Raw genomic sequence first — 14,840 nt, 5'->3', positions numbered from 1 at the left:
ATGTCCTTTCCTCTGTTGACAGCGACGGCGGCGCTCCCGGCACTCGGGGCGATCGCCACGGCCGCCGTGCCGGCCGCGCGGCGCGTCGCCGCCAAGTGGCTGGCGCTGCTCGTCTCGCTCGCCACCCTGGCGCTCGCCGCCGTGACTCTGGTGCGCTTCGATCCCGACGGCGACCGCTACCAGCTCACCGAATCGCACGCCTGGATCAAGGACTTCGGGGTGCGCTACGAGCTGGGCGTGGACGGCATCGGGGTGGCGCTCATCGCGCTGACCGCGCTGCTGATCCCGTTCATCATCCTCGCGGGCTGGCACGACGCCGACCCGCACGAGACCGGGAACAAGCGCTGGCGGCCGACTCAGGGCTTCTTCGCTCTGATCCTGGCCGTCGAGGCGATGGTGATCATCTCCTTCGAGGCCACCGACGTCTTCCTCTTCTACATCTTCTTCGAAGCCATGCTCATCCCGATGTACTTCCTCATCGGCGGCTTCGGCGACAAGGCCCACGAGCACGGCGACGAGGTGGCGGCGACCCAACGCTCGTACGCCGCCGTGAAGTTCCTCCTCTACAACCTGGTCGGCGGCCTCATCATGCTGGCCGCCGTGATCGGTCTCTACGTAGTGGCCGGGAACTTCTCGCTCCAGGCGATCGCCGAGGCCCGGGCCAACGGTTCGCTGCACATGGCGACCAGCACCGAGCGGTGGCTGTTCCTCGGGTTCTTCTTCGCCTTCGCGGTAAAGGCGCCCCTGTGGCCGCTGCACACCTGGCTGCCCAACGCCATGGGTGAGGCCACCACCCCGGTCGCCGTGCTGATCACGGCGGTCGTCGACAAGGTCGGCACCTTCGCGATGCTCCGCTACTGCCTCCAGCTCTTCCCGGAGGCCAGCAAGTGGGCGACGCCCGCCATCCTCGTCCTGGCGCTGATCAGCATCATCTACGGGGCGCTGCTCGCCGTCGGCCAGCGGGACATCAAGCGGCTGGTGGCATACGCGTCGATCTCGCACTTCGGGTTCATCATCCTGGGCATCTTCGCGATGACCAGCCAGGGCCAGTCGGGCGCGACGCTCTACATGGTCAACCACGGAATCTCGACCGCCGCCCTGATGCTGGTGGCGGGCTTCCTGATCTCGCGGCGCGGCTCGCGTCTGATCGCCGACTACGGAGGCGTGCAGAAGGTCGCGCCGGTGCTCGCCGGCACCTTCCTGATCGGTGGTCTCGCCACCCTCTCGCTGCCGGGCCTCGCGCCCTTCGTCAGTGAGTTCCTGGTCCTGGTCGGCACGTTCACGCGCTACCCGGCGGTCGGGATCATCGCCACCTTCGGCATCGTCCTCGCCGCGCTCTACACGCTCGTCCTCTACCAGCGGACGATGACGGGCCCGGTGAAGGCGGAGGTCGCCGAAATGCCGGATCTCAGGGTGCGGGAGCTCCTGGTGGTCGCCCCGCTGATCGCGCTGCTGATCTTCCTGGGCGTCTACCCGAAGCCGGTCACCGACATCGTCAACCCGGCGGTCAAGCAGACCATGTCAGACGTACACAAGAAGGACCCCAAGCCCGAGGTGGAGGCGGCCAAGTGAGCGCAACAGCCGTCCACAGCCTGTGGACAATGGCGGCGGACCCGATCGACAAGATCGACGCGCCGAAGATCGAATACGCACAATTGTCGCCCACCTTGATCGTCATCGGGGCGGCGGTCGTCGGTGTGCTGGTCGAGGCGTTCGTACCGCGCAAATTCCGCTACTACGCCCAGGTGTTCCTGTCCGTCGTCGCGCTCGCGGCCGCCTTCGCGGCGGTCGTCGGGCTCGCGGCGGGCGGATACGGCACCACGAAGGCGCACATCGCGGCGATGGGCGCGATCGCCGTCGACGGACCGTCCCTGTTCCTCCAGGGCACGATCCTGCTCGCCGGAATCCTCGGTGTCTTCACCTTCGCCGAGCGCCGCCTCGACCCGGAGGCGCACGGCAACCGCGTCGACTCGTTCGCCGCGCAGGCCGCCTCCGTGCCGGGCAGCGACAGCGAGAAGGCCGCGGTCAAGGCCGGGTTCACCACCACCGAGGTGTTCCCGCTGCTGCTCTTCGCGATCGGCGGCATGCTGGTCTTCCCGTCGGCCAACGACCTGCTGACGCTCTTCATCGCGCTGGAAGTGTTCTCGCTCCCGCTGTACCTGCTCTGTGCCGTGGCCCGCCGCAAGCGGCTCATGTCCCAGGAGGCCGCGGTCAAGTACTTCCTGCTCGGCGCGTTCGCCTCCGCGTTCACGCTGTTCGGCATCGCCCTGCTGTACGGCTACGCGGGCTCGGTGTCGTACGCGACGATCGCTCAGGTCGTCGACGGCACCATCCAGAACGTCGACCCGGCGCTCGCCGGCACCATGGGCAACGATGTGCTGCTGCTCATCGGCGCCGCGATGGTCGTCATGGGTCTGCTGTTCAAGGTCGGCGCGGTGCCGTTCCACATGTGGACCCCGGACGTGTACCAGGGAGCACCGACGCCCGTCACCGGGTTCATGGCGGCGGCGACGAAGGTGGCCGCGTTCGGCGCGCTCCTGCGCCTGCTGTACGTCGTCCTGCCCGGGCTGCGCTGGGACTGGCGGCCGGTCATGTGGGCCGTCGCGATCGTCACCATGCTGGGCGGTGCGATCGTCGCGATCACCCAGACCGACATCAAGCGGCTTCTGGCGTACTCGTCGATCGCGCACGCGGGCTTCATCCTCGCGGGTGTCATCGCGACGACGCCGGACGGCGTGTCCTCCGTCCTCTTCTACCTGGGCGCGTACTCGTTCGTCACCATCGGCGCCTTCGCCGTCGTGACGCTCGTACGTGACGCGGGCGGCGAGGCCACGCACCTGTCCAAGTGGGCGGGCCTGGGACGCAGGTCTCCGCTGGTGGCGGCCGTGTTCGCGGTCTTCCTGCTGGCCTTCGCGGGCATCCCGCTGACCTCTGGTTTCGCCGGGAAGTTCGCCGTGTTCAAGGCGGCGGCGGAGGGCGGTGCGGGAGCGCTGGTCGTGGTCGGTGTGATCTCCTCGGCGATCGCGGCGTTCTTCTACATCCGCGTGATCGTGCTCATGTTCTTCAGCGAGCCTCGTCCCGAGGGTCCGACGGTCGCCGTGCCGTCGCCGCTGACCATGACGGCGATCGCGGTGGGAGTGGCGGTCACGCTCGTGGTCGGTGTGGCGCCGCAGTACTTCCTGGATCTGGCGGGACAGGCGGGAGTCTTCGTCCGCTGACCTGCCACAACGCTGCCAAGTATGGGCATCGGGCCCCGGTCTCCTCAGGGAGCCGGGGCCCGACGCATGCGCTCGTGGGGTCAGGGGGCCGGGCAGGTGACCCTGGGGTTCCAGGAGTGGAACAGGCCCCGGGGGTTGGGCTTGTAGAGCCAGGCGTGCAGGGTGAAGTGACCGGGCAGCTCGTTCTTCTGGAAGGTCTGGCCGAACAGCTTCGGCGTGGCCTGGCCCGTGTCCGCGACCACCCACTCCACCGCGACGAGCCGGCGCTTGCCGTCGCCCCTGTCCTCGTAGAGCAGGGCCGCCGGTGCGGCGGGGTCGAGCGAGCCGATGTTCTTCTTCTTGACGTAGTGGTAGCCCATGCCGCCCTCCGGCGGGTTGGCGACACAGTCGTCGGTGCGGACGTATCGGTCGGCGACGCCGAACGGCTCGTAGGCGTACGCGGAGGTAGCGTCGTACGTCTTGGACAGGTCGGTCCAGACACTGGGGTCCGGGTCGGTCGCGGCCCGGGCGGGAGCGGCGGCCAGGGCCAGCGACGCTGCCGCCGCCAGAGCGAAGAAGGCCTTCAGGGGACGTGCGGACATGCGGCGGGACTCCTTGGAATGAAGGGGAGACGCCCGGGAGGACGCCCATCCGGCGGCGGGCCCTCCCCCGTCCCGCTCGAGCAGCATGTCCGGAATGCCGCAGGCCTGCCATCCGGATGGCCCGACGGACTGACGGCGGGCCGAGCGGGCGGGCCACCGGATCCGCGCAGCCTGTGGATAACTCTGGGACTGTCGGCGCGGAGGCCTATGGTGGCTGTCGTGGGAGAAGCACGACGGACGGGGGACGGGCGATGGGTGGGACGGGTGTGATGACCGAAGCGGGCGCTACGGGGACTCTGGGTGACAGCGAGGCGCTGGCCACGCTCCACCGGGTCTTCGGGTACGACGCCTTCCGCGGCGAGCAGGAAGCGATCATCGAGCACGTCGTGGCGGGCGGTGACGCCGTCGTCCTGATGCCGACGGGTGGCGGCAAGTCGCTGTGCTACCAGATTCCGTCCCTGGTCAGACCCGGTACGGGAATCGTCGTCTCGCCCCTCATCGCGCTCATGCAGGACCAGGTGGACGCGCTGCGGGCGCTGGGCGTGCGCGCCGGGTTCATGAACTCCACGCAGGACTTCGACGAGCGGCGCACGGTGGAGGCGGAGTTCCTGGCGGGAGAGCTCGACCTGCTCTACCTCGCCCCGGAGCGGCTGCGCCTGGACACGACCCTCGACCTGCTGTCACGTGCCAAGATCTCCCTCTTCGCCATCGACGAGGCGCACTGCGTGTCCCAGTGGGGCCACGACTTCCGCCCCGACTATCTGGCGCTCTCCCTGCTCGGCGAGCGCTGGCCGGACGTCCCGCGGATCGCGCTGACGGCCACGGCCACGCGGGCGACGCACCAGGAGATCACCCAGCGCCTGGGCATGCCGACGGCGCGCCACTTCGAGGCGAGCTTCGACCGGCCGAACATCCAGTACCGGATAGTCCCGAAGGCCGACCCCAAGAAGCAGCTGCTGTCCTTCCTGCGAGAGGAGCACGAGGGCGACGCGGGCATCGTGTACTGCCTCTCGCGCAACTCGGTGGAGAAGACCGCCGAGTTCCTCTCCCGCAACGGCATCGAGGCGGTGCCGTACCACGCGGGCCTGGACGCGGGTACGCGCGCCAGGCACCAGTCGCGCTTCCTGCGTGAGGAGGGGCTGGTGGTCTGCGCGACCATCGCCTTCGGGATGGGTATCGACAAGCCGGACGTCCGGTTCGTCGCCCACCTCGACCTGCCGAAGTCGGTCGAGGGCTACTACCAGGAGACGGGTCGCGCGGGCCGCGACGGACTGCCGTCCACGGCCTGGATGGCCTATGGCCTGCAGGACGTGGTCCAGCAGCGGAAGCTGATCCAGGGCAGCGAGGGCGACGAGGCGTTCCGACGTCGGGCCGCCGCCCATCTGGACTCGATGCTGGCGCTGTGCGAGACGGCCGAGTGCCGGCGGGGTCAGCTCCTGGCCTACTTCGGCCAGGACCCCCGCACCCCCGCCTGCGGCAACTGCGACACGTGTCTCACGCCGCCCGAGACCTGGGACGGCACCGTCGCGGCGCAGAAGCTGCTGTCCACGGTGGTGCGATTGCAGCGGGAGCGGGGGCAGAAGTTCGGTGCGGTCCAGATCGTCGACATCCTGCTGGGGCGGCGCACCGCCAAGGTGATCCAGTTCGACCATGACCAGCTGTCCGTGTTCGGCATCGGCGAGGAGTTGGCCGAGTCCGAATGGCGGGGTGTCGTCCGGCAGTTGCTGGCTCAGGGGCTGCTCGCGGTCGAGGGCGACTACGGGACGCTGGTGCTGACCGATGCCAGTGGGACGGTGCTGCGGCGCGAGCGGGAGGTGCCGTTGCGCAAGGAGGCGCCCAAGCCGCCCACCGCCCGCTCGTCGTCCTCCCGGGGGGAGCGCAAGGCCAAGGCTGCCGCGGTCGAGCTGCCCGAGGAACTGGTGCCCGCCTTCGAGGCGCTGCGTTCCTGGCGTGCCGAACAGGCCAAGGAGCAGGGCGTTCCGGCGTACGTCATCTTCCATGACGCCACGTTGCGGGAGATTGCCACGGTGTGGCCGAAGTCGGTGGCGGAGCTGGGTGGGATCAGCGGCGTGGGTGAGAAGAAGCTCGCCACATACGGGGAGGGCGTGCTGGCGGTTCTTGGCTCCCTGGGCGGGGTCCCTGAGACGCCGAGTCCCGTGCCCGACCCGGCACCGGGCGAGGCACCGGACCCGGGCCCGGACTGGCCCGAGATGGAAATGGAGCCGGAGCCCGAGGACTGGATATAGAGGGCCGGAATAGGGGGGGGCCGACCTCTGTGACGGTCAGAGCCACAGGGAGCCCGTGACGGTCGCAGGTCCTGCGACCCTCACAAGGCTCGTGACGCGTAGGCCCTGACGTCGGCGTCGGAATCGGTTGTGGCCGTGGCGAGGGCCGCGCGGGCGTCCTCGTCGGTGTCGGAGTGCCGTATCAGCGCGAGCACCGCGGCCTTGCGGACGTCTGCGTTCGGGTCGCCGACGGCCTTGGCCAGGGTGGGTACGGCGAGGCCGGCCGGGGCCGCGGACAACGCGGTCGCGGCGCCGGACCGCACCTGCCAGGCGGGGTCGGTCTGGGCGGCGACAGCACGGGCGGCCAGCGGAGCCGGGCATCCCGTGGCTGCCAGCGCCTCGAAGGCCGCCGCGCGCACCAGGGCGTCGGGGTCGCCAGTGAGCTGGTCGAGGGTGCCCTCGACGAGCCCGTTCGGGGCCACGTGGGCCAGCGCCTTGGCCACGGTGACGCGGACCTCGCGGGAGGAGTCGGCCGCAGCGCGGGTCAGGGGCTCGGTGGCGTCGACGGAGACGAGGGCGCGCACGGCCTCGATGCGGACGGCGGTGTCCGGGTCGGCGAGGACGGTCACGAACAGCTCCGCGTCGCCCAGGCGCAGGGCACGCAGGACGTCCAGTGCGGCGGCTCGTACGACGGGGTCGTCCTCGGTGAGGGCGGCGGCGAGGCCGTCACGGAGTTCGGGGCCGGGCGGGAGCGTCTCGACGAGTTCCCGCAGGGAGGCCGCCGCGGCGGCGCGTACGCCCGCGTGTGCGTCTCGGAGGGCAAAGGAGAGGGCGGGACCGGTGCCGGGCGGCACGGTCTCGGTGAGGACGGCGACCGCCGCGCGTCGGACTGCGGGGGAGGGGTCGTCCAAGTAGGGGCGCAGTGCGGTGAGTTCGGGTTCCTCCTCGGCTAGGGCGAGGAGTTCGAGGAGGCGGGGGGAACCGGGTTCGCCCCGGTCTTCGCCCTCGCCTGAGCGATCGGAGACGGAGAGGGCGCCGGCGCCCGGGGTGGGGGTCGCCGTCGGTTGTGAGGTCACTGGCGCCACCTCGCGGGCCCCGGCCGTGGCCACCTGCTCCGGGTGGACCTCGCCGAGGTGCCGGGAGGGGCCGCCGGTCGGGGTGAAGTCGGGGATCGGGACGAGATACGGAGCTACGGGTCGGGCCGTGAACTCCATCGAGCCGGAGGGGGACTTGTGCAGGTCGAGGTGGTGGAACCAGGAGGCGTCGTCGCGGGCCGGGTGGTCCAGGCGGTCGTGGTAGAGGCCCCAGCGGGACTCGGTGCGGGCGAGGGAGGCGCGCGCGGCCATCTCCGCGCAGTCGCGAATGAAGGAGACCTCCGCGCACCGCATCAGCTCGTGCGCGGTGCGGGCGCCCATCTCGGCGACGTCCGCGCGCATCCGCTCGAACGCCTCCAGGGCGAGGGAGAGGCGCGCGCCGGATTTCGGCGGGGCCACGTAGTCGTTCACGAAGCGGCGGAGTTTGTACTCGACCTGGGGCTGCGGGGGCCCGTCCGGGTTGCGCAACGGGCGGTAGACCAGATCGTGCGCGTCGCGCAGCTGGTCCTGCGGCAACTCGCCCTCGTACGGCGTGTACTGGGACGCGTCGGCTCCCGCGAGGTCGCCGAAGACGAAGGCGCCGATCATGTAGTTGTGGGGGACGCAGGCCAGGTCCCCGGCGGCGTACAGCCGCGGCACGGTCGTGCGCGCGTGGTCGTCGACGCGGACGCCGGACGCGGAATGGCCGCCGCACAGGCCGATCTCGGAGATGTGCATCTCGATGTCGTGGGTGCGGTAGTCGTGGCCCCGGCCGGCGTGGAAGGTGCCGCGGGTCGGGCGTTCCGTGGAGTGCAGGATGGATTCGAGGGCGCTGACCGACTCCTCGGGGAGATGACTGAGCTTCAGGTAGACGGGACCGCGGTCGGAGGCGACTTCAGCGGCGAACTCCGCCATCATCTGGCCCGACCAGTAGTCGGAGTCGACGAAGCGTTCGCCGTGCCGGTTGACCTGGTAGCCGCCGAACGGGTTGGCGACGTAGGCGCAGGCGGGGCCGTTGTAGTCCTTGATCAGCGGGTTGATCTGGAAGCACTCGATGCCGGTGAGTTCGGCGCCCGCGTGGTAGGCCATGGCGTAGCCGTCACCGGCGTTGGTCGGGTTCTCGTAGGTGCCGTAGAGGTAGCCGGAGGCGGGCAGACCGAGGCGGCCGCAGGCGCCCGTTGCGAGGATCACGGCCCCGGCGCGGACGGTGACGAAGGTTCCCGTACGGGTGTTGAAGCCCGCCGCGCCGATCGCCCGGCCGTCGGCGCCGGTGAGCACCCGCACCGGCATCACGCGGTTCTCGATGCGGATCCGCTCGCGCATCTCGCGTCGCCGCAGCTGCCGGTAGAGGACCTTCTTCACATCCTTGCCCTCGGGCATCGGCAACACGTAGGAGCCGGAGCGGTGCACCTGGCGGACCGCGTACTCGCCGTGCTCGTCCTTCTCGAACTTCACGCCGTACGACTCCAGACGCTCCACCATCGCGAAGCCGCGGGTCGCGGTCTGGCGGACGGTGGACTGGTCGACGATGCCGTCGTTGGCGCGGGTGATCTCGGCGACGTAGTCGTCGGGCTCGGCGCGGCCGGGGATGACGGCGTTGTTGACGCCGTCCATGCCCATGGCGAGGGCGCCGGAGTGGCGCACGTGGGCCTTCTCCAGGAGGAGGACGTTCGCCCCGTGCTCGGCGGCGGTGAGGGCGGCCATGGTGCCGGCCGTGCCGCCGCCGATGACGAGAACGTCGCAGGTGAGCTCCTCGGCGTCCGCGAGGGCGGGGATCTGCAGAATCTCCGGGGGAGCGTCTGCGGAGGGGGCCACGGGGGTGTCCACGAGGGTGCCTTTCGAGTACTTCGAGTAAGGGGGCTGAGTCCGGGTCAGCTGCTGAGGGATGTGAGGACCTCGCGCCGCAGGGAGCGCCTTGCCGGGTCGTCGTGGGCGGCGCGCTCGCGTGGGTGCGGGATGTCGCGGACGCCCAGCACGCGGCCGGTGCCGAGCAGGGCCACCCGGTCGCCCAGGAACAGGGCCTCGTCCACGTCGTGGGTCACGAAGACGACGGTCGCGCCGGTGCCGTGCAGTACTTCGACGAGCAGGTCCTGCATGCCGGCGCGGGTCTGGGCGTCGAGGGCGCCGAAGGGTTCGTCCATGAGGACGGCGCGGGGCTGTCCGGCCAGGGCGCGGGCGAGTTGGACGCGCTGGCGCTGTCCGCCGGAGACGCGGTGCGGCAACTGGCCTCCGCGGCCGGCGAGTCCGACCCGGGCGAGCCAGTCCTCGGCCTGCCCACGGCGTTCGGCGCGGGGGAGCCCCTTGATGGCCAGGGGGAGTTCGACGTTGGCGCGCAGGGTGCGCCAGGGCAGGAGGGCGTCCTCCTGGAAGACCAGCGCCCGGTCGGCGCCGGGGCCCACCAGGAGGCGGTCGTCCTGGGCGATCGTTCCGGCGAGCGGGGGCAGGAGCCCGGCGAGAGTGCGCAGGAGGGTCGACTTTCCGCAGCCCGACGGGCCTACGACGGTGAGGATCTCGCCGGGCGCGACGGCGAGATCGACGCCTTCCAGGACCGGGGCGGTGGGACGGCCGAGCGTCGCGTTCACGAGGGCGAGGCGGGTGCCGCGGACCGGGTCGGGCGTCTTGGTCACGGTCGCTTCGGGCGCGGAGGTCCCGGAGCCCTCGGTGGTCCTGGACTCCGTGGTCCTGGACTCCGTGGTCTCGGACTCGGAGGTCTCAGACGAGGTGCTCATCGCGAACTCCCTTGCTGCGAGGGGCCTTCGGGGTGGGCGGGGCCGGGGCGGAGCCCTTGCGGCCGCGCGCTCCGGCGACGTACTCCGTGCGCGGCAGCCAGCGGGTGAGCCACCGGCCCACCTGTTCGACCGCCGTGGAGGTGACCCAGCCGAGGACGCCGATGGTGACCATGCCGACGAAGACACCGGGGTAGTCGACGACGGTGTAGTCCTGCCAGGTGCGGTAGCCGACGCCGTACTGACCGGAGATCATCTCGGCGGAGATGACGCAGATCCACGAGACCCCGATGCCGACCGAGAGGCCACCGAAGATTCCGGGGAGGGCGCCGGGCAGGACCACCGAGGCGAGCACCCGCCACCGGCCGCCTCCCATGGTGCGCACCGCCTCCTCCCAGACGGGGGAGAGTGCGCGCACCGCGTGCCGGGTGGAGACCAGGACCGGGAAGAAGGCGGCGGTGCAGGTGATGAAGACGATGCCCTGTTCGTTGCTGGGGAAGAGCAGGATCGCGACGGGGACCAGGGCGATGGCCGGGATCGGGCGGAGCACCTCCAGCGGCGGGCCGAGCACGTCTTCGGCGAGACGGGAGCGCGCCACCGCCACGCCGGTCGCCACTCCGAGGGCGGCGGCCAGCAGGAAGCCGGTGAGGATGCGGGTGAGGCTGTCGGTGAGGTCCGTCCAGTAGTCGTCGCCGGAGAGTCGGCCGGCGAAGGTGCGGGCCACGTCCGCGACGGTCGGGAACTGCGAGAAGCGCAACCAGAGATCGACGTTCAGGCTGGTCAGCAGCTGCCAGCCGCCAAGGAACCCGGCCAGCGAGGCGGCCCGCACCGTGTGCCGGGCCGCTCCGGCATACCGGGTCATGACGCCCGCTCCAGTGCGTCGGCGTACGAGAGGACGCGCGCGCCCTCGTGGCCGGTGATGTATGCGCGGGCGGTCTCCGCCGTGACGAACGGCAGCAGGGCGTCGCCGTCGGCCACCCACACCGCCTTGTCGGCGAACCAGAGGGTGCCGGTGGTGGCGTCGGGGACGTACGCGGCGCGGACGGTGTCGCGATGCGCGGACACGTAACGGAGAAGAGAGGAGGGGGAGTTGAAGGTGCGCGTCTGGGTGGCGCCCTTCGGCCACACCTCGCTCGCGGCCGGTGCGGGGGGCTCGGTGAGCTGCTGGTCGTACGTGGCGCCGAGGGCCTTCTTGACGTACCGGTCTTCGACGAAGGCGTCCACGTCGACATCGCCGACGAGCTTCGCCGACTTCAGGACGGACACGTCCTTTTTCAGGGCGGAGACCAACTGGGGCTTGAGAGCTGGGTCGAAGGTGGAGATGCCGTGCGCGCCGTTGTAGAGGTAGACGACCTCGGCGGGCAGGCCGGTGGCCTTCGCGACCTTCTCCGCGGCGGCCACCGGGTGGTCGTGGAGGTAGGCCGTCGCGACCGACTGGGCCTTGAGGAAGGCCTCCAGTACGGCCGGGCGCTTCTTCGCGAAGTCCTCGCGGGCGGTGACGCCGTGGAAGGTCGGCAGGTTCAGTTCGGCACCGTCGTACAGGGCTTTCGCCTTGCCCTGGTAGGCGAGCAGGCCCGGCCAGGCGACGAACTGGGAGAGTGCGTCGGTGCTGCCCGCCGCCAGGGCCGAAGCGCCCACAGCGGGCTGCTGGTTGAGCTTCTGGATGCCCTTGTCCGGGTCGATCCCGGCGCGCTGCAGGGCTCGTACGAGCGTGCCGTCGGCTGCGGAGCCGACGCTCGTCGACACCTTCCTGCCGCGCAGATCCTTGAGCGAGGTGAGCTTCGAACCGGGGGCGGTGACGATGGTGTTGAGGCCGCCGCGGAGGTTGTAGCCGGTGACCGAGACCAGGTGGGTGGGGCGGCCGAGCTGTTTGCCGCGGGCCGCGTTGATGAGGAGCGGGAAGTCACCCATCGAACCGATGTCGATCTTCCCGGCGGTCATCTGGGCGGTGATGGGGGCGCCGGTCGCGTAGTCCTGCCAGTCCACCTTGTAGGTGGTGCCGTCGCCGAGGGCGTTCAGCTCCTTCTCGAAGGAGCCGAGGGAGCGGAGCAGGGTGCCCGCCGTGACGGTGTTGATGGTCTTGGACTGGTAGCCGACGGTGATGGTGACCGTGGAGCCGCTGCCGGCCTCCGCGTCACCGCCGCAGCCGGTCAGCGGGAGGAGGAGTGCGGCTGCGGCGAGTGCGATCGCCTTGTGCTTCACGGGAGTTCGGGGCATGGGAGTTGGGATCACGGGAGTTCGGGCCTCTCACCGGAGCAGATAGGGCATGTTGACCGTGACCGCCCCGGTGGGGCAGCGGGCCGCGCACGGGCCGCAGTACCAGCACTCGTCGACGTGCATGTACGCCTTGCCGTTGCTCTCGTCGATGGCGAGGGAGTCCAGCGGGCACATGTCCACACAGAGCCTGCAGCCGTCGATGCATTTCGACTCGTCGATGGTCACGGGCACGTCGGCCCGCTGGGGCGCCAAGGGCATGGCTGTCTCCAGGGATGTGCTGCGGGAAAGGGATGTGCTGCTGGTGAGGGATGTGCTGCGGGGACGGCTGTTTCGGGGGGATCAGAGCGTGCGGTGCAGCAGGCCGCTCATCGTGATGCGGTCGCCTCGGAAGCGGATGAACTCCAGGTCCACGGGGCGGCCGTCGGCGAGGTGCGTGAGGCGTTCCAGCATCAGGACGGCCGCACCGCGCGGGGCCTGCAGTACGGCGGCGGAGTGCGCGTCCGCGTTCACGGCCTCCAGGGTGATCTCGGCGTGCCCCAGCGGCTGGCCCGCGATGGTTTCCAGGAGGCGGAAGACGTCGGTGTTCTCCAGGTCCGCGCCGAGCAGGGCCATGCCGATGTCGAGCGGGATGTAGGTGAGGTCGAGGGAGAGAGGGAGGCCGTCGAGGCGGCGGAGGCGTTCGATGTAGAGGACGTCGGCGCCGGGCTGGACACACAGGCGTTCGGCGACGGGAGCGGGTGCGGCGACGGGGCCGACCGTGCGGACCTCGTTGCTGACCTGGCCGTGTTCGCGCAGGGTCTCCGCGAGTCCCATCAGCCGGTCGAGTCCGTGCGGGTACTTGCGGGCGACGACGACCGTGCCGACGCCGGGGAGCCGTTCGACGAGGCCCTCCGCGCGCAGGAGGTCGAGGGCCTGGCGGACGGTGTTGCGCGAGGCGCGGTAGTCGTCGCCGATGGCGGCCTCGTGCGGGAGCGTGCCGTCCGGGAAGCCGCCGGTCAGGATCTGGTGGCGGAGGAGGTCGGCGAGTTGTCTGGCCCGGTCCGCGCGCAGCCGTCGCCGGTGAGCGGCGACGGTGGTCGCGCCCTGGCCGGCGTGGTCTCGGATGCGGTCGGTGGACATGCGACGGACCATACCGAGGGGGTGGGGGGTGTGGTGTTGCTGGAGTGTTGCGCCACCTGGGGAGGCGGCCGGTGACGGGTTGACCTGCGGGTTTCTCCTACCTTGTGGGAGATCTTCCACCGGGTCCGGCGGGGACGCCTTACGCGGGGGCGCCTGCGGGTGCGTGGTGGGTCGGGGCCGCGCCGGTACATCCGCCCGCATCCGTACGGATCGGCTGTGGGCTACAGGGGTGCTGTTTCTTCTTGATCCGTTCGGATGAGGGCATTTGATGTACCGGCACGGCCCCTTGCGTGCGTACGTGGCTGCCGGCCAGGGGGGCCACCGGGTGGGCGGTTCGTGTCAGGGGGCCGGTGTGATCCTGCCCGATACCTCGCCCAGGGCGACTCGGGTGCCGTTCGGGCCGGGGGCCCAGGCTGTGAGGGTCACCTCGTCGTCGTCCTCCAGGAACGTGCGCTTGCCGGTGGGGAGTTCGAGGGAGTCGCGGCCGTTCCAGGTGAGTTCCAGGAGGGAGCCGCGTTCGGCCTCGGTGGGGCCGCTGACCGTGCCCGAGCCGTAGAGGTCGCCGGTGCGGAGGGAGGCGCCGTTGACCGTCATGTGGGTCAGCTGCTGGGCGGCCGTCCAGTACATGGTGGAGAACGGGGGCTCGGAGACCGTGTGGCCGTTGATGGAGACGGAGATGCGGAGGTCGTAGCCGGTGGGTTCCTCGGAGGTGTCGTCCAGGTAGGGGAGGAGGGGGTGGGTGCGCTCCGGGGGTGCGACCTGGGCGTCCTCCAGGGCGTCCAGGGGGGTGATCCAGGCCGAGACGGAGGTGGCGAAGGACTTGCCGAGGAAGGGGCCGAGGGGGACGTACTCCCAGGCCTGGATGTCGCGGGCCGACCAGTCGTTGAGGAGGCAGAGGCCGAAGACGTGGTCGCGGAAGGAGGAGAGCGGGACGGAGGTGCCCATGGCGGTGGGGGTGCCGACGACGAAGCCGACCTCCGCCTCGATGTCGAGCCGGATGGACGGGCCGAAGGAGGGGGCCGGATCCGTGGGGGCCTTGCGCTGGCCCGACGGACGCACCACGTCGGTTCCCGAGACCACCACCGTGCCGGACCGGCCGTGATAGCCGATGGGCAGGTGCTTCCAGTTGGGGGTGAGGGAGTCGGGGGCGTCCGGGCGGAAGATCTGGCCGACGTTCCGGGCGTGGTTCTCCGAGGCATAGAAGTCGACGTAGTCCGCGACCTCGAAGGGGAGGTGCAGGGTCACCTCGGAGAGGGGATGCAGGAGGGGCGCGATGGCCTCCCGGTGGGAGGGGACCGTCACCCAGGCCGTGAGGGCACGGCGGACGTCCGACCAGGCCGTGCGGCCCGCCGCCAGAAGCGGGTTGAGCGTCGGCTGCGCGAGCAGTGACACGTACGGGGAGCCGAGTTCGGCGGCTGCCGCGCCCGCGTCGAGGACGTGGTCGCCGAGCCGGACGCCGACGGTGCGGTCCGTGGAGCCGGTACGGGAGAAGACGCCGTACGGAAGGTTGTGCGGACCGAAGGGATCGCCCTCGGGGACATCGAAGGGGGGCATCGGGTGCTGCCTCGCTTTCGTGCTCGCCATGTGTGCCATGCGTTCCGTGTGGTCGCGCCACACGTTACGTGGGAGTGACGGCGCTGCGGCAGGGCCCCCTGGGGGACCGGTGGTTGTACCGCGCGTG

General features: G+C 70.7%; 11 protein-coding genes. 3 read left to right on the top strand and 8 right to left on the bottom strand.

The features are described from left to right. Positions 1-1,572 (top strand): NADH-quinone oxidoreductase subunit M, encoded by a 1,572-nt coding sequence (locus tag AB5J56_RS19275; protein WP_369233969.1) that lies wholly within the window; start codon positions 1-3, stop codon positions 1,570-1,572. Continuing rightward, positions 1,569-3,218, top strand: coding sequence for an NADH-quinone oxidoreductase subunit NuoN (nuoN, locus tag AB5J56_RS19270; RefSeq protein ID WP_369233968.1), 1,650 nt, complete (start codon positions 1,569-1,571; stop codon positions 3,216-3,218). Before AB5J56_RS19275 ends, nuoN begins: the two co-directional genes overlap by 4 nt. A gap of 80 nt (positions 3,219-3,298) precedes the next feature. On the opposite strand, the gene AB5J56_RS19265 is transcribed toward nuoN, so the two are convergent. Beyond that, positions 3,299-3,799, bottom strand: coding sequence for a hypothetical protein (locus tag AB5J56_RS19265; RefSeq protein ID WP_369233967.1), 501 nt, complete (start codon positions 3,797-3,799; stop codon positions 3,299-3,301). 251 nt (positions 3,800-4,050) lie between these two features. Here AB5J56_RS19265 and recQ point away from each other — a divergent pair, with 251 nt between their 5' ends. Continuing rightward, positions 4,051-6,045 (top strand): DNA helicase RecQ, encoded by a 1,995-nt coding sequence (recQ, locus tag AB5J56_RS19260; protein WP_369233966.1) that lies wholly within the window; start codon positions 4,051-4,053, stop codon positions 6,043-6,045. Positions 6,046-6,125: 80 nt separating this feature from the next. Here recQ and AB5J56_RS19255 read toward each other — a convergent pair whose 3' ends face one another. The 7 genes from AB5J56_RS19255 to fahA form a co-directional block, all read right to left on the bottom strand. After that, positions 6,126-8,912 carry a fumarate reductase/succinate dehydrogenase flavoprotein subunit gene (locus tag AB5J56_RS19255; protein WP_369233965.1) on the bottom strand — a complete coding sequence of 929 codons (2,787 nt, stop codon included), beginning with the start codon at positions 8,910-8,912 and terminating at the stop codon, positions 6,126-6,128. A 56-nt stretch (positions 8,913-8,968) separates the two neighbouring features. Further along, complete coding sequence (locus tag AB5J56_RS19250) at positions 8,969-9,826, bottom strand: ABC transporter ATP-binding protein (RefSeq protein WP_369233964.1); 858 nt, start codon at positions 9,824-9,826, stop codon at positions 8,969-8,971. Next, positions 9,810-10,685, bottom strand: a complete 876-nt coding sequence (locus tag AB5J56_RS19245) for an ABC transporter permease (protein ID WP_369233963.1) — start codon at positions 10,683-10,685, stop codon at positions 9,810-9,812. Before AB5J56_RS19245 ends, AB5J56_RS19250 begins: the two co-directional genes overlap by 17 nt. After that, positions 10,682-12,025, bottom strand: coding sequence for an ABC transporter substrate-binding protein (locus AB5J56_RS19240; RefSeq protein WP_369242648.1), 1,344 nt, complete (start codon positions 12,023-12,025; stop codon positions 10,682-10,684). Before AB5J56_RS19240 ends, AB5J56_RS19245 begins: the two co-directional genes overlap by 4 nt. Before the next feature lie 45 nt (positions 12,026-12,070). Further along, a complete protein-coding gene (locus AB5J56_RS19235; protein ID WP_369233962.1) occupies positions 12,071-12,298 on the bottom strand; it encodes a ferredoxin family protein in 228 nt (75 codons plus the stop codon). A gap of 81 nt (positions 12,299-12,379) precedes the next feature. Next, complete coding sequence (locus tag AB5J56_RS19230; RefSeq protein ID WP_369233961.1) at positions 12,380-13,159, bottom strand: GntR family transcriptional regulator; 780 nt, start codon at positions 13,157-13,159, stop codon at positions 12,380-12,382. Between the two features lie 339 nt (positions 13,160-13,498). Next, positions 13,499-14,713, bottom strand: a complete 1,215-nt coding sequence (gene fahA / locus AB5J56_RS19225; RefSeq protein ID WP_369233960.1) for a fumarylacetoacetase — start codon at positions 14,711-14,713, stop codon at positions 13,499-13,501. Between the last annotated feature and the right edge of the window lie 127 nt (positions 14,714-14,840).

Source organism: Streptomyces sp. R21 (assembly GCF_041051975.1).
In the GTDB taxonomy this organism is placed as follows: domain Bacteria; phylum Actinomycetota; class Actinomycetes; order Streptomycetales; family Streptomycetaceae; genus Streptomyces.
This window is presented reverse-complemented; position numbering and strand designations above follow the sequence as displayed.